Source organism: Streptomyces tubbatahanensis (assembly GCF_022699385.1).
Taxonomy (GTDB): Bacteria; Actinomycetota; Actinomycetes; order Streptomycetales; family Streptomycetaceae; genus Streptomyces; species Streptomyces diacarni.
In genome coordinates, this window is the sequence record NZ_CP093846.1 from 6,813,392 (window position 1) to 6,831,414 (window position 18,023).

The 18,023-nt window shown below is 75.5% G+C and carries 16 protein-coding genes and 1 pseudogene; 4 read left to right on the forward strand and 13 right to left on the reverse strand.

Translation table 11 applies throughout. The features are described from left to right. Positions 1–7 precede the first annotated feature (7 nt). Positions 8–1,726 carry a glycoside hydrolase family 13 protein gene (locus tag MMF93_RS29155; protein WP_242756121.1) on the forward strand — a complete coding sequence of 573 codons (1,719 nt, stop codon included), beginning with the start codon at positions 8–10 and terminating at the stop codon, positions 1,724–1,726. Here the strand turns inward: MMF93_RS29155 and MMF93_RS29160 are convergent. The 5 genes from MMF93_RS29160 to pcaH are packed head-to-tail and all read right to left on the reverse strand — an operon-like array spanning position 1,693 to position 6,643. Further along, positions 1,693–2,889 carry a 4-hydroxybenzoate 3-monooxygenase gene (locus MMF93_RS29160; RefSeq protein ID WP_242756124.1) on the reverse strand — a complete coding sequence of 399 codons (1,197 nt, stop codon included), beginning with the start codon at positions 2,887–2,889 and terminating at the stop codon, positions 1,693–1,695. The two genes, MMF93_RS29155 and MMF93_RS29160, sit on opposite strands and share 34 nt — an antisense overlap. Then, positions 2,886–3,707 carry an alpha/beta fold hydrolase gene (locus MMF93_RS29165; RefSeq protein WP_242756126.1) on the reverse strand — a complete coding sequence of 274 codons (822 nt, stop codon included), beginning with the start codon at positions 3,705–3,707 and terminating at the stop codon, positions 2,886–2,888. Before MMF93_RS29165 ends, MMF93_RS29160 begins: the two co-directional genes overlap by 4 nt. After that, a complete protein-coding gene (gene pcaB / locus MMF93_RS29170; protein ID WP_423835545.1) occupies positions 3,704–5,155 on the reverse strand; it encodes a 3-carboxy-cis,cis-muconate cycloisomerase in 1,452 nt (483 codons plus the stop codon). The genes MMF93_RS29165 and pcaB overlap by 4 nt, the downstream gene beginning before the upstream one ends. After that, positions 5,094–5,768 carry a protocatechuate 3,4-dioxygenase subunit alpha gene (pcaG, locus tag MMF93_RS29175; protein WP_242756127.1) on the reverse strand — a complete coding sequence of 225 codons (675 nt, stop codon included), beginning with the start codon at positions 5,766–5,768 and terminating at the stop codon, positions 5,094–5,096. Before pcaG ends, pcaB begins: the two co-directional genes overlap by 62 nt. Then, positions 5,765–6,643 (reverse strand): protocatechuate 3,4-dioxygenase subunit beta, encoded by an 879-nt coding sequence (gene pcaH / locus MMF93_RS29180; RefSeq protein WP_242756129.1) that lies wholly within the window; start codon positions 6,641–6,643, stop codon positions 5,765–5,767. Before pcaH ends, pcaG begins: the two co-directional genes overlap by 4 nt. A gap of 309 nt (positions 6,644–6,952) precedes the next feature. Here pcaH and MMF93_RS29185 point away from each other — a divergent pair, with 309 nt between their 5' ends. Then, positions 6,953–8,743 carry an IclR family transcriptional regulator domain-containing protein gene (locus tag MMF93_RS29185; RefSeq protein ID WP_242756130.1) on the forward strand — a complete coding sequence of 597 codons (1,791 nt, stop codon included), beginning with the start codon at positions 6,953–6,955 and terminating at the stop codon, positions 8,741–8,743. Positions 8,744–8,779: 36 nt separating this feature from the next. On the opposite strand, the gene MMF93_RS29190 is transcribed toward MMF93_RS29185, so the two are convergent. Continuing rightward, entirely contained in the window at positions 8,780–9,241 is a 462-nt protein-coding gene (locus tag MMF93_RS29190) for a nucleotidyltransferase domain-containing protein (protein ID WP_242756131.1), read from the reverse strand. A 50-nt stretch (positions 9,242–9,291) separates the two neighbouring features. Between MMF93_RS29190 and rpsN the strand changes: the two are divergent. Beyond that, positions 9,292–9,515, forward strand: a pseudogene (gene rpsN / locus MMF93_RS29195) (30S ribosomal protein S14); the annotation flags it as partial. Between the two features lie 162 nt (positions 9,516–9,677). Here the strand turns inward: rpsN and MMF93_RS29200 are convergent. Beyond that, the gene (locus tag MMF93_RS29200; protein ID WP_114024422.1) at positions 9,678–9,896 is read right to left on the reverse strand and encodes a hypothetical protein; all 219 of its coding nucleotides are present in this window, start codon (positions 9,894–9,896) and stop codon (positions 9,678–9,680) included. Between the two features lie 296 nt (positions 9,897–10,192). Between MMF93_RS29200 and MMF93_RS29205 the strand changes: the two genes are divergently transcribed. Then, positions 10,193–10,429, forward strand: a complete 237-nt coding sequence (locus tag MMF93_RS29205) for a chaplin (protein ID WP_242756132.1) — start codon at positions 10,193–10,195, stop codon at positions 10,427–10,429. 123 nt (positions 10,430–10,552) lie between these two features. Here MMF93_RS29205 and MMF93_RS29210 read toward each other — a convergent pair whose 3' ends face one another. The 6 genes from MMF93_RS29210 to hypB form a co-directional block, all read right to left on the reverse strand. Further along, complete coding sequence (locus MMF93_RS29210; RefSeq protein WP_242757840.1) at positions 10,553–12,235, reverse strand: hydrogenase maturation protein; 1,683 nt, start codon at positions 12,233–12,235, stop codon at positions 10,553–10,555. A 67-nt stretch (positions 12,236–12,302) separates the two neighbouring features. Further along, entirely contained in the window at positions 12,303–13,292 is a 990-nt protein-coding gene (hypE, locus tag MMF93_RS29215) for a hydrogenase expression/formation protein HypE (protein WP_242757841.1), read from the reverse strand. Between the two features lie 100 nt (positions 13,293–13,392). Further along, positions 13,393–14,520 (reverse strand): hydrogenase formation protein HypD, encoded by a 1,128-nt coding sequence (gene hypD, locus MMF93_RS29220; RefSeq protein ID WP_242756133.1) that lies wholly within the window; start codon positions 14,518–14,520, stop codon positions 13,393–13,395. Beyond that, positions 14,517–14,879 (reverse strand): HypC/HybG/HupF family hydrogenase formation chaperone, encoded by a 363-nt coding sequence (locus tag MMF93_RS29225; RefSeq protein WP_242756134.1) that lies wholly within the window; start codon positions 14,877–14,879, stop codon positions 14,517–14,519. Before MMF93_RS29225 ends, hypD begins: the two co-directional genes overlap by 4 nt. A gap of 29 nt (positions 14,880–14,908) precedes the next feature. After that, a complete protein-coding gene (gene hypF, locus MMF93_RS29230; RefSeq protein WP_242756135.1) occupies positions 14,909–17,245 on the reverse strand; it encodes a carbamoyltransferase HypF in 2,337 nt (778 codons plus the stop codon). Next, positions 17,232–18,020 (reverse strand): hydrogenase nickel incorporation protein HypB, encoded by a 789-nt coding sequence (hypB, locus tag MMF93_RS29235; protein ID WP_242756137.1) that lies wholly within the window; start codon positions 18,018–18,020, stop codon positions 17,232–17,234. Before hypB ends, hypF begins: the two co-directional genes overlap by 14 nt. Positions 18,021–18,023: the final 3 nt, after the last annotated feature.

Sequence of the window (18,023 nt, forward strand, 5' to 3'; positions counted from 1 at the left end):
AGGCCCCATGCCGCTCACCACCCCCGCCCCGCCCAGCAGCCCCGCCCCTGCCGGGAGCTGGTGGCGCGACGCCGTCATCTACCAGATCTACGTGCGCAGCTTCTCCGACAGCGACGGCGACGGCCTCGGCGACCTGCCCGGCATCACCGCCCGCCTCGACCACGTGGCCGACCTCGGCGCCGACGCGGTGTGGCTGACGCCGTTCTACGCCTCACCCATGGCGGACGGCGGCTACGACGTCGCCGACTACCGTGCCGTCGACCCACGGTTCGGCACCCTCCAGGACGCCGACCGGCTGCTGGCCCGCGCCCACGCGCTGGGGCTGCGCGTCCTCATGGACATCGTCCCCAACCACACCTCCGAGACCCACACCTGGTTCCGGCAGGCGCTGGCCTCCGCGCCCGGCAGCCGCGAGCGGGCCCGCTACGTCTTCCGTGACGGACGCGACGGGGGCCAGGCGCCGCCCACCGACTGGCGGTCCGTCTTCGGCGGCCCCGCCTGGGAGCGCACCGGGGACGGACAGTGGTACCTGCACCTGTTCGCCCCGCAGCAGCCCGATCTGAACTGGAACAACCCCGAGGTCGTCGCCGAGTTCCACGACGTCCTGCGCTTCTGGCTCGACCGTGGCGTGGACGGCTTCCGCTTCGACGTCTGCCACGGCATGGCCAAGGACCTGACAGAGCCCCTCCGCGATCTGGGGCCCGACCAGACCCACCACAAGATCGTCGGCCAGGGCTGGGACGGCGCCCACCCCTTCTGGGACCGCGACGAGGTCCACGATCTGCTGCGCGGCTTCCGCCGCGTCACCGACGCCTACACCCCGCCGCGCCTCGGGGTCGCCGAGTCGTGGGCCGGACTGGAGCGCCGCGCCCTCTACACCCGCCCCGACGAGCTGCACCAGGCGTTCAACTTCGACTTCCTGGGCGCCACGTGGGACGCGGCGGCCCTGCGCACCACCATCGACCGCTCCCTCACCCTGGCCGCCGCCCACGGGGCCGCGCCCACCTGGGTGTTCTCCAACCACGACGTCATACGGCACGCCTCCCGCCTCGCCCTGCCACCGGGCACCGACGAGGAGGAGTGGCTGCGCCTGGGCGGCGCGGCCCCGCACCTGCCCGCCGGAGCGGTCCGCGACCGGGCCCGTGCCGCCGCCCTGCTGCTGCTCGCGCTGCCCGGCGCCGCCTACCTGTACCAGGGCGAGGAGCTGGGCCTGCCCGAGGTCGCCGACCTCGCGTGGGAGGCGCTCGCGGACCCGGTGAGCCGCCGCTCGGGAGGGGAGCGCAAGGGCAGGGACGGCTGCCGGGTCCCGCTGCCGTGGGATCCCGGAGGCCCTTCCTACGGTTTCGGGCCCGGGCCGGAGCCCGCGTGGCTGCCGCAGCCCGACACGTTCGGCCCGCTGTCCGTCGCCTCCCAGCGCGCCGACCCCGGCAGCACGCTGCACCTCTACCGCCGGGCGCTGCGCCTGCGGCGCGAGGCCGGCCCCGGCGAGTCGCTGGTGTGGAGCGCCCGGGCACCGGCGGACGTGCTCGACTTCACCGTCGGGCCGCTCCGCTGCGTGGTCAACCTCGGCGCGGAGGAGGTGCCGTTGCATGGGGACGCGGAGCCGCTGCTGTCCTCGGCCGGGCGGCGTGGCGCCACCTCGTGCCTGCCGCCGGACGCGGCCGTGTGGCTGGCCGCGGACCCGGGCGCGCGCTACCCCTCGTCGGGCAGCGGCACCCCCGTGTAGTTCTCGGCCAGTTCCGCCGCGGCGTGCGGGGAGGCGGCGACGCGCTCCAGTTGGGAGAGCTGGAGCCGGGTGTCGAAGGAGGACTGGTCGGGCGCGGTGTGCAGGGTCGTGGTCATGAAGGAGGAGAAGTGCTCGGCGCGCCACACCCGTCGCAGGCAGTCGTCGGAGTAGGTGTCGAGCACAGCGGTCGAGCCGGTCTCGTGCAGGTGGGCGAAGGCGCGGGCCAGCACCGCCACGTCGGACACCGCCAGGTTGAGGCCCTTGGCGCCTGTCGGCGGGACGATGTGCGCCGCGTCCCCGGCCAGCAGCACCCGCCCGAAGCGCATCGGCTCGGTCACCGAACTGCGCATCGGCAACACGGCCTTCTGGGTGACCGGGCCGCGCGTCAGCCGCCAGTCGGCGTCCGCCCCGAACCGGGTGTCCAGCTCGTCCCAGATCCGCTCGTCGGGCCAGGCGTCGGGCTCCGTGCCGACCGGCACCTGGAGGTAGAGCCGGCTGACCGTCGGGGAGCGCATGCTGGCCAGCGCGAAGCCACGCGGCGAGTGGGCGTAGATCAGCTCGTCGTGGACGGGGGGCGCGTCCGCCAGGATGCCCAGCCACGCGTACGGGTAGACGCGCTCGTGCACCTGGCGCGCCTGGGCGGGGACGCAGTCGCGCACGACACCGTGGAAGCCGTCGCAGCCGACGACCCAGTCGCAGGCCAGCGCCCGCTTTCGGCCCTCGTGGGTGTAGCGGACGGTGCAGCCGCCGTCCCGGGCGCCCTCCACCGCGTGCACCGGCGCCTCGAACAAGAGGGGAGGGCCGTCGGCGAGTTGGAGTGCTATGAGGTCCTTGACGACCTCCGTCTGGGCATAGACCCACACGCGGCGGCCGCCGGTGAGCGCGGGGAAGTCGAGACGGTGGCGGCGCCCCGCGAAGCGCAGTTCGATGCCGTCGTGCGGCAGCCCCTCGCGCTCCAGCCGGTCCGCGGCGCCCGCCCGGCGCAGCACGTCGACGGTGCTCTGCTCCAGGATCCCGGCGCGCTGCCGCTGTTCCACGTAACCGCGTCCCCGGCTCTCCAGGACGACGCAGTCGATGCCGCGCAGGTGCAGCAGCCGGGCGAGCAGCAGTCCTGCGGGGCCCGCACCGACGACGGCCACCCGCGTGCGCGAGCCGGGACTCACGCGGGGCCTCGTTCCCCGGCGGGGTGCGGCGGGGTGGCGCCGTCCCAGTGGCTGAGCAGCGCTTCGGTGACGGCCTCGGGCTGCTCCACACCGGCCAGGTGCGCCGCGCCCGCCACCCGCACGAGCGCGGACGCGCGGATGCCGTGCGCGAGTTCACTGGCGTGGGTGGGCGGGATGGCCGGGTCAGCGGCGCCGGCGACGACCAGCGTCGGCGCGGTGATCCGCGACAGCACGGGCCGCGCGTCGAAGTCGGCGACGGCCTCGCAGCAGGCGGCGTACCCGGCCGGGTCGGCCTCGGCGAGGTCCGCGAGCAGCCGTGCGCCGAGTGGCGTGCCGGTCATCCGCTCGGGGTCGGCGAACCAGCGCCCCGGCGCCGCCTCCAGGAGGGAACGGGTGCCGTCCTCGCGCACCAGCGCGGCCCGCTCGTGCCATCCCGCGGGCTCCCCGAACCAGGCCGACGAGCACACCAGCGCCAGCGACGAGATCCGCTCGGGGTGGTGGACGGCCAGGTGGGTGCCGATACCGCCGCCCAGCGAGATGCCCGCGTACCGGAAGGTCTCCCAGCCGTGGTGGTCGGCGAGCGCCAGCACCCGCGAAGCCAGCTCGGCGACGGTGGCGGGCTCCGCGTCCGGCGCGGCGGCGCTCCCGCCGCCAGCCTCGCCCCCGTGGCCCGGCAGGTCGTACCGCAGCACCCTGTGGTGCCGGGTCAGGGCGGGGACCTGGGGCTCCCACACGGCGAGGGAGGTGCCCAGCGACGGGCCCAGGATCAGCGGCGCGCCGTCTTCGGGGCCGTCGAGGCGGTGGTGCGGCAGGGTCACGGACTCTCCTCGGGTCGCGGTGCTGTACGGGGTGGTGCGGGCGGGACGTCGGCCAGCGCCCGGTCCACGAGCGCGGGCGCGCAGCCCGTGTGGCGCGCGGGCTCGGCCAGGTCGGCCCAGACCTCCTGCGGGACGTCGGCCAGTTCGTCGTACCCGCGCAGGACGTCGACGAACGGGGCGTGTTCGGACACCGACCGTGCGGCGGCCTCGGTGACCAGCGCGCCGGCCCGCGCCCGCCCCACGTACCGGGAAAGGACGAGCGCCGCGCGCTCGGAGACGAGGCGCCCGTCCGTCAGCGCGAGGTTCTCGCGCATGCGTTCGGGCCGCACGCGCAGCCCCTCGGTGAGCTCGGCGGCGCACCGTGCCGCGCCCCCGGTCAGCCGCAGCGCCTCGCGCAGGGTCTGCCATTCGGCGTGCCAGGCCCCGGCGGGCCGCTCGTCCTCGGCGGCGAGCGCGCCCAGCAGCACGCCGGCCAGCGCGGGGAGCTGCCGTGCGGCGGAGGCGACGAGGGCGGCCCGCACCGGGTTGGCCTTGTGCGGCATGGCCGACGAACCGCCGCCCGCGTCCTCGGCCACCTCCGCCGTCTCCGTGCGGGACAGCGCCAGCACGTCCGCGGCGAGCTTGCCCAGTCCGCCCGCGGTCTGCGCGAGGGCGGCCGCCAGGTCGGCGACGGGCGTGCGCAGGGTGTGCCAGGGCAGCGGCGGTTCGGCGAGCCCCGTCTCCTCGGCGAGGAGGGCGGGCAGCCGCAGCGCCGCCTCCTCACCCCCGTGCGCGGCGAACGCGGCCAGCGTTCCCGCCGCGCCGCCCAATTGCACCGGCAGCGCCTCCCGTACGGAGGTCAGCCGCCGCCGCGCGTCCAGCGCCAGGGTCCGCCAGCCTGCCGCCTTGAGGCCGAAGGTGGTGGGCACGGCGTGCTGGGTGAGGGTACGGCCCGGCATGGCGCTGTCCCGGTGGGTGGCGGCGAGCGCGGCCAGCGCGGCGGCGGTGCGCTCCAGGTCGGCCAGCAGGTGGCCGAGCGTGCGGTGGGCGACCAGCATGGCGGCGGTGTCCATGAGGTCCTGGCTGGTGGCGCCCCGGTGCACCCAGGGCCCGGCCGCTTCTCCCACCGCCGCGGTGAGGTCGGCGACCAGCGGAATGACGGGGTTGCCCCCGGCGCCGGCGCGCAGCGCCAGGTCCCGTACGTCGAAGCGCGCGGCGTCCGCCGCGGCGGTGACGGCGCGCGCTGCCGCGTCGGGGGCAAGCCCGAGCCTGGCCTGGGCGCGGATGAGGGCGGCCTCGGCGTCGAGCAGCGCCTGGAGGAACGCGCGGTCGCCCGTCGCGGACTCGGCCGGGGAGCCCGCCCGCACGGGGGAGAGCAGCCCGAGATCGGCCCCGTCGTCGGGTGCGTCACCGGGCCCGTGGGCCGGTGGCGGCGCCGGGGGGCTGGTGGGGTCCGAGGGGGAAGTCAAGAAAGACCGTCTCCTTCTCGCCCTGGAGGCGGAGGTCGAAGCGGTAGCGCCGCTCGGCTTCGCGAACGGCGAGCAGCGTGTGGAGGCGCTCGGGCGGCAGCGCGGCGAACTCCGGCTCGGCGGCCAGCGCTTCGGCGTGTTCGGGCAGGTGGACGCGGGTGTGCAGGTGGTGCAGCAGGCCTCGCGCGAACAGCACGAGCGACAGGTACGGTACGGCGCCACTGCGGTGCGGGCCCGGCGCGAGGGTGCGGATCATCCAGTGTCCGTCGGCGTCCGTCGGTATCCGGGCGAAACCGGTGAAGCGTACGGTGTCGCGGCCCACGACCTGCCCGGTCACGGGATCGTGGCGCAGCGAGCCGGGCGCCCCGGCGGTCGCTCCTGCCGGGTCCGCCTGCCAGAACTCCAGCAGCGCGTCGGGCACCGGCTCACCCGCGCCGTCGAAGACGTACCCGTGCAGGGTGAGCGCTTCGGGATGCCCGGCGGGGACGAGGCCGCCGCCACCGGCGAAGGGGAGCGCGTAGCCGTAGAAGGGGCCGACGGTCTGCGACGGGGTGGGCGGGAGCGGCGTGGCGGCGGGAGGGGGCGCGGCCGCGCCCCCGGTCGGTTCGGTCATCGGGCGCGGCCCTCCTCGCGCCAGGTGGCGGCCGGGCCGTCCAGGACGATGTCCCAGCGGTAGCCCAGCGACCACTCGGGAACGGACAACTCGTGCTCGTAGTCGGCGACCAGCCTCTCGCGTGCCGCCGGGTCGGTGACGGACTGCAGGATCGGGTCGTACGGGAAGAGCGGGTCCCCGGGAAAGTACATCTGCGTCACCAGCCGCTGGGCGAAGGCGTCGCCGAAGAGGGAGAAGTGGATGTGCGCTGGACGCCAGGCGTTGGTGTGGTTGCGCCACGGGTAGGCGCCGGGCTTGATCGTGGTGAAGGCGTACCGCCCCTCGTCGTCGGTCAGGCAGCGGCCGAACCCGGTGAAGTGCGGGTCGAGCGGCGCCGGATGCTGGTCGAGCTGGTGTGCGTACCGGCCGGAGGCGTTGGCCTGCCACACCTCCACCAACTGCCCGCGCACGGGCTGTCCGCGCCGGTCGAGGACCCGCCCTGTGACGGTGATCCGCTCTCCCAGCGGTTCCGCGTGGTGCCGGCGCATCAGGTCGCTGTCCAGCGCGGTGACGTCCGTGACGCCGAACACCGGGCCCCTCAGCTCGACGGCCTCCGGGTCGCGCAGCGGCAGCGGCGCGGCGAGCGGGTGGCGCAGGGCGCTGCTGCGGTACGGCGGGAAGTCGCGCGGCGGATGGCCCCGGATCGCCGCGCGCGCGGCCCGCGCGTGCGCCGCGCCGATGGCCTCGTCGATGTCCGCCTGCGAGGGCGCGGGGGAGCGGGGCGGCGCGCCGCCGCCTCGCGCGGTGGCGCCGTGCGCGTGTGGGGGTGGGACGCGCTGTGCGTGCGGGGCGGCCGAGCCGGGCTCGGCCGGCGGGGAAGGGCGCTGTGCGGTCATCGGGCCTCCTCGGGGACGCGGATCGGGGCGGCGGTGCGCTCGGCCACCTCGGCGGACTCGCCACCGGGCGCGCACTCGTGCGGGACGGCGCCGATCGAGGCCGTACGCCGGCGGCGGGTGCGCGGCTCGCGCTGTCCGGTGTTCGCACAGTGAACTATCGTTCGTTCCCGAACGCCCGGTGAGTCTCTTCCGGGCGTGAGGCCTTGTCAATGGGTGCCGCACCCGGGAGACCGCGCCCGTGGCCCCGTCGGACACGCGCCGGGAGCGAGAGGTGACGCCGCCCGCCCCGTGAGGACTTCGGAGGAGCGCATGCCACGCAGCGCAGCGACCCCACCGCCCGCACCGCCCAGGCCCTCCCCGCCCCGGGCCGCGCCCGGCGGGGAGGCCGTGGCCACCGTGGAGCGCGGCCTGACGGTTCTCGGCGCCCTCGCGGCGGCGCCCGGCGGCCGCCTCAGCCGCGCGGAGCTCGTGCGCGTCACTCCGCTCGCCCGCGCCACCCTCGACCGCGTCGCCGCCACCCTCGTCCGCCTCGGACACATGCGCGCCGAGGGGAATGACCTCCGGCTGACGCCCCGCGTCCTGGAGTTCGGCAACGCCTACCTGGCCGCGAGCACCCTGCCCGGGGCGCTGGGCCCGCACGCCCACCGGCTCGCCGACGAGCTGGACGAGTCGGTCTCCGTCGCCGTCCCCGACCGCGACGGAGCACGCTTCGTCATCCAGTGCCCGCGGCGGCGCGCCATGGCCGTCACCTTCCACATCGGTGACCTGCTGCCCGCCGAACGGTGCGCGCCCGGCGCCCTGTTCGCCGCCCGGTGGGACGAGGCCACGTGGCGGCGCTGGCGGCAGCGCCTGGCCGAGGACCCGCACGCCGCCGGGTTCCTCGCCCTGCCGCCGCGCCGCGGCCCGTGGCAGGCGCCAGGGGCCGGGGAGTTCACGGCCCGCGTCGCCGAGGCCCGCGAGGCGGGCGCCGCCGTGGACGACCAACTCGTCGAGCCCGGACTCGTCGCCGTCGCGCTGCCCGTGTACGGGCCCGACGCGACGCTCGTCGCCGCCGTCAGCGTCGTCAGCCACACCAGCAGACACACCGCGGCCAGCCTCGCCGCCCACGCGCTGCCCCGGCTGCGCGCCTGCGCCGCCACGATGTGCGAGACGCTCACCACGTCCCCGCGCGGGGCGACGGTCCCCGCGCACCCCTCGGCGCCGGCCCCCGCGCACCCCTCGGCGCCGGTCCCCGCACACCCCTCGGCGCCGGCCCCCGCACCCACCCAGGCGGCGGCCCTGCGGGCGGTCAAGGACGAGGTCGGGCCCGGCTTCCTCCAGTCGCTCGCCCGCGGCCTCGCCGTCCTGTCCGCACTGCGCGCTCCCGGAGGCCTCACGCTCTCCCAGGTCGCGGCCGCCACCGGGCTCTCCCGGGCGACCGCCCGCCGCCTCCTGCACGCACTGCGCCACCTCGGCTACGTGGGTGCGGGCGCCGACGAGACCCGTTTCGCCCCGTTGCCCAGGACGCTGGGGCTCGGCTTCGCCACCCACGCGGGCCTCACGTTCGAGCGGATCGCCACCCCGCACCTGGCCGAACTCGTCGGCCGCGTCCACGACTCGGCCTCGATCGCCGTCCTGGACGGCACCGCCATCCGCTACGTGGCACGCGTCGCCGCCACCCGCATCATGGGTGTCGACCTCGGCGTGGGCGCCCGGCTCCCCGCGTACGCCGCCGCGATGGGCCGCGTCCTGCTCGCGGGGCTGGACCGCCGGGACGCCGCCGACCGGCTGGCCCGCTCGGAGCCGGAGCCGCTGACCGGCCGCACCCTCACCCGGCAGGCGGAACTGACCGCCGCTCTGGAGGTCGCACGGCGGGACGGTCACGCCCTGGTCGACCAGGAACTGGAGGAAGGGCTGCGCTCCCTCGCCGTCCCCCTCCACGACCGGCACGGCCGGGTGGCCGCCGCCCTCAACGTCGCCGCGCACGCCGCGCAGCGCACCCCGGACGAACTGCGCACCGCCGTCCTGCCCGAACTGCGCGCGACGGCCCGCCGGATCGAGACGGACTTGGCTGCCGCCACGGAGTACCTGGCGGCGGAGGCGCTCACCGGCGCGCCGTAGCGAGGCCGCTTCCCGAGGTTCCCGTCCCGGCCGCGCTCAGCCCCCGCGACAGGCGTCCTTCAGCTCGGCGAGCAGGCCCACAGGGTCGTGCAGGACGAGCGCCCCGTCCCCGACGACGCGGCGGGTTCCGGGGTCCACCGGCTGCGTGGCCGCCCACGACGGCGCTCCGATCCCGAACTCCACCTCGAGCCCCGAGCGCGCCGCGAAGCGGCGCTCCCGGATGGCACCCCACTGCCGGGTGCGTACGGGCTGCGGCAGCCCGAGTCCGTGGGCCCAGGCGTCGCCGTCGAAGGCGGACACGTCGGCCACCAGCAGGACGAGATCGATGTCCGAGCTCGTCCGCGCCGTGCCCCGGGCGCAGGAACCGACCAGCAGCAACCCGGCCACGTCCGGGCGGCGGGCCGCCCACTCGGTCACCCTGGCGAGCACCTCGTTGATCTCGGTGACGCGTGCGGCGGGCAGGCCGGGACCGGGGGAGGGGAGAGGTGGGTGGCGCATGCGCAGAGCCTACGGGCGGCCGCCGGCGAGGTGGCGGCCCGCGGTCGGCCGAGATCGTGCGCGGGCCCTCCATCCCCGAAGCCGAACGACGTGCCGCGCAGGGCGAGTTGCGGCGCCAGCCGCGCGACGCCAGTGCGGCCCGGTGCGCAGCAACGGGGACAGCGTGGACGGCCGCCCCCGTGGCCACCTGCGGGCCTTCGGGCTCTCCCGGGTCCGCTTCCGTGAGCAGGCGCACGCCGGGTTCCTGCCGGGGGTCACCAAGTCCTCCTGGTGACCCGGCGTGCCGGCGCCCGCCGCACACGTCACCAGGGGCCGCTCCGGACGGAGCGGCCCCTGGGGGTCGGCCGGACCCGCGGTCCGGCCGTGACGCGGAGGGATCATCCTTGGAGGTTCGGAGGGCCTCCCCGCGTCGGCTGGAGAACCGCCGGCGAACCGGTCAGTCGTTCTGCATCGGGCCGAACTTGAAGATCACCGAGTCGTTGATGATGTGATCGTCGTCCGAGACGTTGACGGACGTCCAGTTCTTGTGGACGTCCTTGTTGACCCAGTTGTACTCGTCGCCGCCGCAGGCCGAGGCCGCGGTGGTGCCGGCGGCGGCCAGGCCGAAGGCGGCGAGGCCGACCGCGAGGGAACGCGTCAGGGTGCGCATGCGCATGGAAACCTCCGTGGGGATCACGAAAGAACAAGGACCGGCCCATCGTCGCCGCCTCGCCGTGCATTACAGAGCAATATATGAAGGACACGGCATAACGGACCCGAATGGCCTCCTCGGCCGCGGTCTCGGGCCGTCAACACGTCGGGCCGCCGCCGGCCCGCCCACAGGTGAGGCGCCGCAGGCAAACACCGCCGATCGGGTGAGACCCCGCCCGTTGCGCGTGGCGACGGAACGTCCGGCTCAGGTCGCGGTGCACCCTTGTGCGCGTCCTGGTACACAGAGCAAGGAGGATCGCCATGCGCATCCGTACCGCGGTTGTCGCCTCAGGTCTGGCCGCCACCACCGTTCTCGGCGGCGCGAGCGCGGCGTTCGCCGACGCGGGCGCCAGTGGCGCAGCGACGAACTCGCCGGGGGTGCTCTCCGGCAACGTCGTCCAGGTTCCGGTCCACATCCCGATCAGCGTGTGCGGCAACACCGTCGACATCGTCGGGGTCCTGAACCCGGCCTTCGGCAACTTCTGCTACAACGACTGACACCGCCCCCGCGGAGGCGGGTCTCCCCTCTCCCGCGGGCTCTCCGTTGTCAGTCGAGCGCCCCGCCGGCACACCGGCGGGGCGCTCGCGCGTGCCCGGTCGCGGGACCGTGGTGCCGGGCGCCTACCCCCGGCGGCCCCGTACGTCGCCGGGAACCGGCTCCTTGCGCAGGAACGCGGCGCGCAGCGCGTGGTGCGGCGCGCCCGGGTCGAACAGGACGCGGTGCATGGCGGCCAGTTCCTGGTCGCGGTACGAGGCCAGCGGCTCCGCCGCCTCGTCGCGGGCCCTGTTGGCCTTCTTGACGGCCAGCCGCTGGTGGGTGGCCGGATCCACGGCCAGCGCGGCCGCCAGCTCGGCCACGCGCGGCGCGAACTCGCTCGGCCCGGCGGGCAGCACCCGGTCCACCAGGCCGATGCGGCGCGCGGTGGCCGCGCTCATCGGCTCGGCGTCCCGCATGAGCGCCTCGGTGATCTCCGGGCCGACCCGGCGGGGCAGCGTGTAGGTCCACAGCTCGGAGCCCGGCAGGCCCATCAGCCGGTAGTGCGGGTTGAGGACGGTGCCCGCCCTGCACCACACCTCGTCTGCCGCGGCGGCCAGCATGGCGCCGCCCGCCGCGGCGTTGCCGCCGAGCGCGGCGACCACCAGCCGGTCCGTGGTGGTCAGGACCGCCTCGACCACGTCGTCGATCGCCTGGATGTTGGCCCAGCCCTCGGCCGCGGAGTCGCGCGCCGCCTCGATGACGCCGAGGTGGATGCCGTTGGAGAAGAAGTCGCGCGCACCGCCGAGCACCACCACCCGGGTCGGCCTGGTGCAGGCGTACCGGTAGGCGGCCAGCAGCCGTCGGCACTGGACGGTGCTCATCGCGCCGCCGGGGAAGGAGAAGTGCACGTACCCGACGCCGTCCCGCTCCCGGTAGCGGATCTCGGAGTAGGTGGAGCGTTCCGGTGCCAGTTCGAGCGGTGCCGGGCGTTCGGGCACGTCGGGCAGCCGCTCGCCCAGCGCCAGCGTGGCGGGCAGCTTGAACGTCGCACGGCCGCCGGGGGCGCGCACGGGGCGCAGCTGGGGGATCCAGACCGCGCCGTCCACCGTGGCCCGGCAGATGGCGCCCGCCCGGGTGGCGACGATCTCTCCCGGGGCGCCGTGCAGTTGGTCCTCGAGGTGGCCGCCGTGCAGGTACCACTCGGCGCCCAGCAGTTCGTCGCGCACCCCGGGCTGCGAGTCGGCGGCCCGCAGGGTGCGCAGCACGGCGACCGTCCCGTCCGAGCCCCAGTCGATGCGGCGTTCGGACTGCCGCATGACCGGCCGCACCGTCGGCGTGAGGTCCCGCTGCGAGAGCGGGCGGTGGCTGCCGGTGGCGAACCGGGCCAGTGCGCTGCGGACCGCTTCGAGTGCCGCGTCGGAGACCTCACCGCGGTACAGGTCGCTCTTGGCGACGCCGCTGGGTACCGCGCACTCGGCGGAGGCCCAGATGTCGCCCGCGTCCATCTCCGCCTCGGCCTGGAGCACGGTCACGCCCCAGCGGGTACGCCCTTCGGCGACGGCCCTGTCGAGGGAGGAGGGGCCGCGGTCGCCGGGCGGCCCCGGGTGGACGATCAGGCAGGTGTACCGCGACCACACGTCCTCGGGGACGGCTGTCCGCAGCATCGGCGCGACCACCAGCTCCGGCTCGTACCCGGCGACCGCGTGCCGCATGTCGTCGGCGTCGCGCACCACCTCGGTGGCGACGGTGTGCCGGGCGTCGCGCAGTTCGGCCTGTACCCGCTGGGTCAGGCTGTTGAAGGCGCTCGCGATGAGCAGGATCCGCACCACGACCTCCTGGTGGCTGTTGGGTGAGCTGTCGGCAGGTGCCCTGGCGGACACGTTCCTGGGTGGTTCAGCAGATGCGGGGGAGTTGTTCGCCCAGCGGCAGGTCCACGACTCTGCGGCCGCCGAGACCGGTGCGGGCGACGACCATGCCGGGGTGCTCCTCGACGCACTCGCCGATCACCGCGGCCTCGGCCCCCAGGGGGTGGGCGCGCATCGCGGCGAGTACGGCGTCGGCCTCGGCGGGTGGCACGAAGGCGAGGAGCTTGCCCTCGTTGGCGACGTACAGCGGATCGAGGCCCAGCATCGAGCAGGCGTTCGCCACGGCGTCGGGGACCGGCAGCGCACGCTGGTGCAGCTCCACGCCCACCGAGGCGGCCGACGCGATCTCGTTGAGGGCGGCGGCGACACCCCCGCGCGTGGGGTCGCGGAGCACGTGCACGTCCCGGGTGACGGCGAGCATGGACTCCACAAGGCCGCCCAGCGCCGCGCAGTCGCTCTCGATGCCGACCTCGAACCGCAGCCCCTCGCGCTTGCTGAGGACCGCCACGCCGTGCGCGCCGATCGCGCCGCTGACCAGCACCACGTCGCCGGGGCGAGCGCGCTGCGGCCGGATGTCGACCCCGGCGGGGATCAACCCGATCCCCGCCGTGTTGAGGTAGACGCCGTCGCCGCGCCCCGCCTCCACGACCTTGGTGTCCCCCGTGGCGACCTCCACCCCCGCGGTGCGGGCCGCGGCGCCCAGCGCCTCGGCGATCCGCGCCACCAGGGCGATCTCCACGCCCTCCTCCAGGATGAACCCGCAGGAGAGGTAGGCGGGCCGGGCCCCGCTCATCGCCAGGTCGTTGACCGTGCCGTTGACGGCCAGGTCGCCGATGCTGCCGCCGGGGAAGAACAGCGGCCGCACCACGAAGGAGTCGGTGGAGAAGGCCAGCCGGGCGCCGCCGAGTTCCAGCGCGGCCGAGTCGGCGAGCGCGGACAGCGCCCGGCCCCCGAACGCCGGGGCGAAGACGTGCTCCACCAGTTCGGCCGAGAGCGCTCCGCCCCCGCCGTGGCCCATCACGACCCGCCGCTGCCCGCGCAGCGGCGCGGGGCACGTCCAGCCGGAGAAGTCGGGAGCGGGGGAGGGTGCGCCCGCCGCGGGCTCGGCGGTCTCGGTGCTATTCAACGCTGCTCGCCTCCAGTGGTGCGGTCGTCGTCCCGCCGAGCCGGCGGTAGAGGTAGTAGGCGGCGCAGGCACCCTCGCTGGAGACCATCGTGGCGCCCAGCGGGGTGCGCGGGGTGCAGGTGGTGCCGAACGCCTCGCACTCGTGCGGTTTCAGCAGCCCCTGCAGCACTTCGCCGCTGCGGCAGGCCGCCGGTTCCCTGGTGGTGATCGTGTCCACGGAGAACCGGTACTCCGCGTCCCAGGCGCGGTAGCGGGGCGCCAGTCGCCAGCCGCTTTCGGGGATGACGCCGATGCCGCGCCAGCCGCGGTCGCACGGCGCGAAGACCTGATCCAGCATGGCCCTGGCCGCCGTGTTGCCCTGCGCGACCACCGCGCGCGGATAGGCGTTCTCGACGGTGTGCCGCCCGCTCTCCAACTGGCGTACGGCCCGCCGCACGCCCTCCAGGATGTCCAGCGGCTCGAACCCGGTGACGACGATGGGCACCCCGAACCTGTCGGCCAGCGCGGGGTACTCGTCCGTCCCCATGACGCTGCACACGTGCCCCGCGGCGAGGAACGCCTGCACCCGGCACTCCCCGGAGCTCATGATCGCCTCGATGGCGGGCGGCACCCGCACGTGGGAGACGAGCAGGCTGAAGTTGCGCACGTCCTGCTCGGCCGCCTGGTGGACGGCCATGGCGTTGGGCGGAGCGGTGGTCTCGAAGCCGATGCCGAAGAAGACCACCTCGCGCTCCGGGTTCTCGCGGGCGATGCGCAGCGCGTCCAGCGGCGAGTAGACGACGCGGACGTCGCCGCCCTCCGACCTGACCTGGAAGAGATCCCGCCCGGTGCCCGGCACCCGCAGCATGTCGCCGAACGAGCAGAAGATGACGTCGGGGCGCGAGGCGATCTCCAGCGCCTTGTCGATCAGTTCCAGCGGGGTGACGCAGACCGGGCAGCCGGGCCCGTGGATCAGTTCGAGTCCCTCGGGCAGCAATTGGTCGATGCCGTGCCGGATGATCGAGTGGGTCTGCCCGCCGCACACCTCCATCAGCGCCCACGGGCGGGTGACGGTGGCGTGGATGTCGTCCAGCAGCCGCCGGGCCAGCTGCGGATCCTGGAACTCGTCGATGTACTTCACGCCCGCACCTCCTGCTGCCCGTTCCGCACGGGCTGCTCGTCCTCGTTCCGCCGCGCCCCCTCGCCCCGCCGCGCGTCGGCCTCGCCCCGCCGGGCCTCCTCGGCCGCCTGCCACGCGTCGCCGAACTCCTCCTCCAGCAGCCCCAGCCCCTGGAAGAGCGCCAGGGTCTGCCGGGCCGACTCCTCGTCCAGCCGCTGCAACGCGAATCCGACGTGCACGATGGTGTACTCGCCGACCCGCAGGTCGGGCAGGTAGGCGAGGCACACCTCCTTGACCACGCCACCGAAGTCGACGGACGCCATGCGCGTGCCGTCACGCTCCTCGATGTCCAGGACCTTGCCGGGTACCGCCAGGCACATGGGCTCGTTCTCCTCGTTCGACGGTCGGGTCAGTGGGCCGCGACCAGGAGCTGGCCCAGGGCCAGCCCGCCGTCGCCGGGCGGGACGATCGTGTGGCGCAGGACCGTGAAGCCGTCGGCGCGCAGCCCGCGCGCACAGGCCTCGGACAGCAGTGCGTTGGCGAACACGCCGCCGGTCAGCGCCACGGTCTCCACCCCGTGCCGCTCGCGGGCCACCGCGCAGGCGCGCAGCACCAGCGCGGTGACCGCCGCGTGGAAGCGCGCCGCCATCACCTCCCGCCCCACGCCGGCGCGCAGGTCCGCGACGACGGCCGCCAGCAGTGGTCCCGGGTCGGCGAGCAGCGGCCCGCCGTCGGCGGGGGAGCGCAGCTCGCACGCGTAGGCGCCGGGGTCAGGCGCGGAGCAGGCCGCAGCCGCGGCCTCCAGTTCGACGGCCGCCTGCGCCTCGTATCCGGCGTGCCCGCACACGCCCGTCAACGCGGACACCGCGTCGAACAGCCGTCCCATGCTGGAGGTCGGCACGCAGTGCAGGGAGCGCTCCAGCTGCCGCGCCAGCACCCGCAACTCAGCCGCGGAGCGGCCCGCCACGCACGGCAGGTCCGCGTCCCAGGCCAGCCCCGCGGCCCACAGCTGGGCGAGCGCCATCCGCCAGGGGTGGCGTACGGCGGCGTCACCTCCGGGCAGCGACGCGTAGCGCAGGTGGGCGAAGCGGAGGGAGCGGTCGTAGTCGGCGAGCAGGAACTCACCGCCCCAGACCGCGCCGTCGTCGCCGTACCCCGTGCCGTCGAAGGCGACGCCGAGTACGGGGAACGAGCCGTCCAGCCCGTTCTCGGCCATCACCGAGGCGACGTGCGCGTGGTGGTGCTGGACCCGGCGCAGCGGCCGGTCGCCCGCTGCGCCCTCGGCCCACCGGGTGGACCGGTAGCCGGGGTGCGGGTCGGCGGCCAGCAGCTGCGGGGCGACCCCGGTGAGACCCGCCAGGTGCTCGCCCGCACGTGCGAACGCGCCCAGCGTGGCCGGATCGTCCATGTCCCCGATGTGGGCCGACAGCCACGCGCGCCGCCCCTCGCCCAGGCCCAGGACGTTCTTCAGGTCCCCGCCCACGGCCAGCGCGGGCCGTACGGGGACGGGGAGCGGCACCGGCACCGGCGCGTACCCGCGCGAGCGGCGCACCGGCAGCACCTCACCGTCCACGACACGCACCACCGAGTCGTCGCACGGCACGTGGATCGGGCGGTCGTGGGTGAGGAAGGCGTCCGCGAGAGGCGCCAGCCGCTCCCACGCCTCGTCCTCGTCCCAGGCGATGGGCTCGCCACCCAGGTTGCCGCTGGTCATCACCAGCAGCCGGGGCCCAGGCGGATCACCGGGCAGGCCCAGCAGCAGGTGGTGCAGCGGGGTGTAGGGGAGCATGACACCCAGGTCGGGGCTGCCCGGCGCCACGGCGGCGGCGAGCCCGTGCCCCGTCCCGGACAGACGTCTGCGCAGCAGCACAATGGGGCGGCGGTTCCCCCTCAGCACGGCCCGCTCGTGCGGGCCGACGGCGGCGAACTCCTCGACGTCCGCGAGGTCGCGGGCCATCACCGCGAACGGCTTGTCCCCGCGCGCCTTGCGCGAGCGCAGCAGCCGCACGCTCTCCTCGTCGGCAGCGTCGCACGCCAGGTGGTAGCCGCCCAGGCCCTTCACGGCGACGACGGCGCCCCGCGCGAGCAGCCGCCGCGCCTCGGCCACCGGCTCGCCGCCGTCCTGCGACCACCCCGCGCCCGTGCCCGGCGCCCGGGGTACCAGCAGCCGCACGCGGGGACCGCAGTCGTGGCAGGAGACCGGCTGGGCGTGGAAGCGCCGGTCGGCCGGGTCCTCGTACTCGCGGGCACACCGCTCGCACATCGCGAAGCGCGCCATGGTGGTGTTGGCGCGGTCGTAGGGCAGTCCGGTCACGAGGGTGAAGCGGGGCCCGCAGTCGGTACAGGTGACGAACGGATGGCGGTGCCGGCGGTCCGCGGGGTCGGCCAGTTCCCGCAGGCAGGCTTCGCAGGTGGCGGTGTCAGGGGCGACGAGGGCGGGCAGCGCGGACGGCGTACCGCCCGGCCGCGAGGCGACGATACGGAACCCGGAGCCCCCCTGCGGCGGCAGCGCCTCGTGCGTGACCGACTCGACCAGGGCCAGCGGTGGCGCCTCGCTCCCCACCCGCTGCCGGAAGGCCGCCACCGCCTCGCGGGCGCCCTCCACCTCGGCCACCACGCCCTCGCCCGTGTTGGTGACGTGTCCTGCCAGCCCCAGCCGCCCGGCCAGGCCGTACACGTACGGGCGGAACCCCACGCCCTGCACCACGCCCCTGACCAGGACGCGGCTGCGCTCAGCCCCCGACATGCGCGGGAGCGTGCGGATGGCTCAGCCCCTGATCCGGGCCGTGGTCGTCAGCGTGGCGGTGTTCGTGCGCGTGCCCGTGCGCCGCCGTACGGCGGTCCATCACCGGGCGGTGGGCGGCGGCACCGCCCGCCACCGCCACGGCGCGATCCAGCAGCGCACCGACGCCGACCCCGGCCCGCGCCGAGGTGAAGACGACCTCGACACCGGGGTTGACCTGGTCCACGTGGGCCAGGAAGGCCTCACGCTCGAAGCCGACGGCCTCGGCGATGTCCTCCTTGGTGACGAGGACCAACTGCGCCGTACCGAACGCCGTGGGGTACTTCAGCGGCTTGTCCTCGCCCTCGGTGACGGAGGCCAGCACCACGCGCAGCGACTCGCCCAGGTCGTAGGAGGCCGGGCAGACCAGGTTTCCCACGTTCTCCACGAACAGCAGCCGCGTGTCCCGAGGCAGCCAGCCGGTCAGGTGCCCGGCGAGCATGTCGGCCTCCAGGTGGCACAGCCCGTCGGTCAGCACCTGCTTGCAGGGCACACCCGAACGGGCCAGGCGCCGCGCGTCGTTCTCGGTGGCCAGGTCGGCGGTCAGCGCGGCCACGGCGACCCCGCGCTCGCGGGCCAGGGCCAGCTCGGCCTCCAACAGCGCCGTCTTGCCGCTCCCCGGGCTGGAGAGCAGGTTGACGGTGACCGTCCCGCGCGCGGCCAGCTCGGCGCGCAGGTGCTCGGCACGGCTGTCGTTGCGGGCCAGCACGGCCTGCTGGAGATCGGTGACGCGGCACATGGG

Bases quoted from the DNA above. Each gene is read 5' to 3' on its own strand.
- MMF93_RS29155 (WP_242756121.1), top strand. From the start codon at position 8: ATGCCGCTCACCACCCCCGCCCCGCCCAGCAGCCCCGCCCCTGCCGGG.
- pcaG (WP_242756127.1), bottom strand. From the start codon at position 5,768: ATGACCGAACCGACCGGGGGCGCGGCCGCGCCCCCTCCCGCCGCCACG.
- pcaH (WP_242756129.1), bottom strand. From the start codon at position 6,643: ATGACCGCACAGCGCCCTTCCCCGCCGGCCGAGCCCGGCTCGGCCGCC.
- MMF93_RS29185 (WP_242756130.1), top strand. From the start codon at position 6,953: ATGCCACGCAGCGCAGCGACCCCACCGCCCGCACCGCCCAGGCCCTCC.
- MMF93_RS29190 (WP_242756131.1), bottom strand. From the start codon at position 9,241: ATGCGCCACCCACCTCTCCCCTCCCCCGGTCCCGGCCTGCCCGCCGCA.
- MMF93_RS29200 (WP_114024422.1), bottom strand. From the start codon at position 9,896: ATGCGCATGCGCACCCTGACGCGTTCCCTCGCGGTCGGCCTCGCCGCC.
- MMF93_RS29205 (WP_242756132.1), top strand. From the start codon at position 10,193: ATGCGCATCCGTACCGCGGTTGTCGCCTCAGGTCTGGCCGCCACCACC.
- hypE (WP_242757841.1), bottom strand. From the start codon at position 13,292: ATGGGCCACGGCGGGGGCGGAGCGCTCTCGGCCGAACTGGTGGAGCAC.
- MMF93_RS29225 (WP_242756134.1), bottom strand. From the start codon at position 14,879: ATGTGCCTGGCGGTACCCGGCAAGGTCCTGGACATCGAGGAGCGTGAC.
- hypF (WP_242756135.1), bottom strand. From the start codon at position 17,245: ATGTCGGGGGCTGAGCGCAGCCGCGTCCTGGTCAGGGGCGTGGTGCAG.
- hypB (WP_242756137.1), bottom strand. From the start codon at position 18,020: ATGTGCCGCGTCACCGATCTCCAGCAGGCCGTGCTGGCCCGCAACGAC.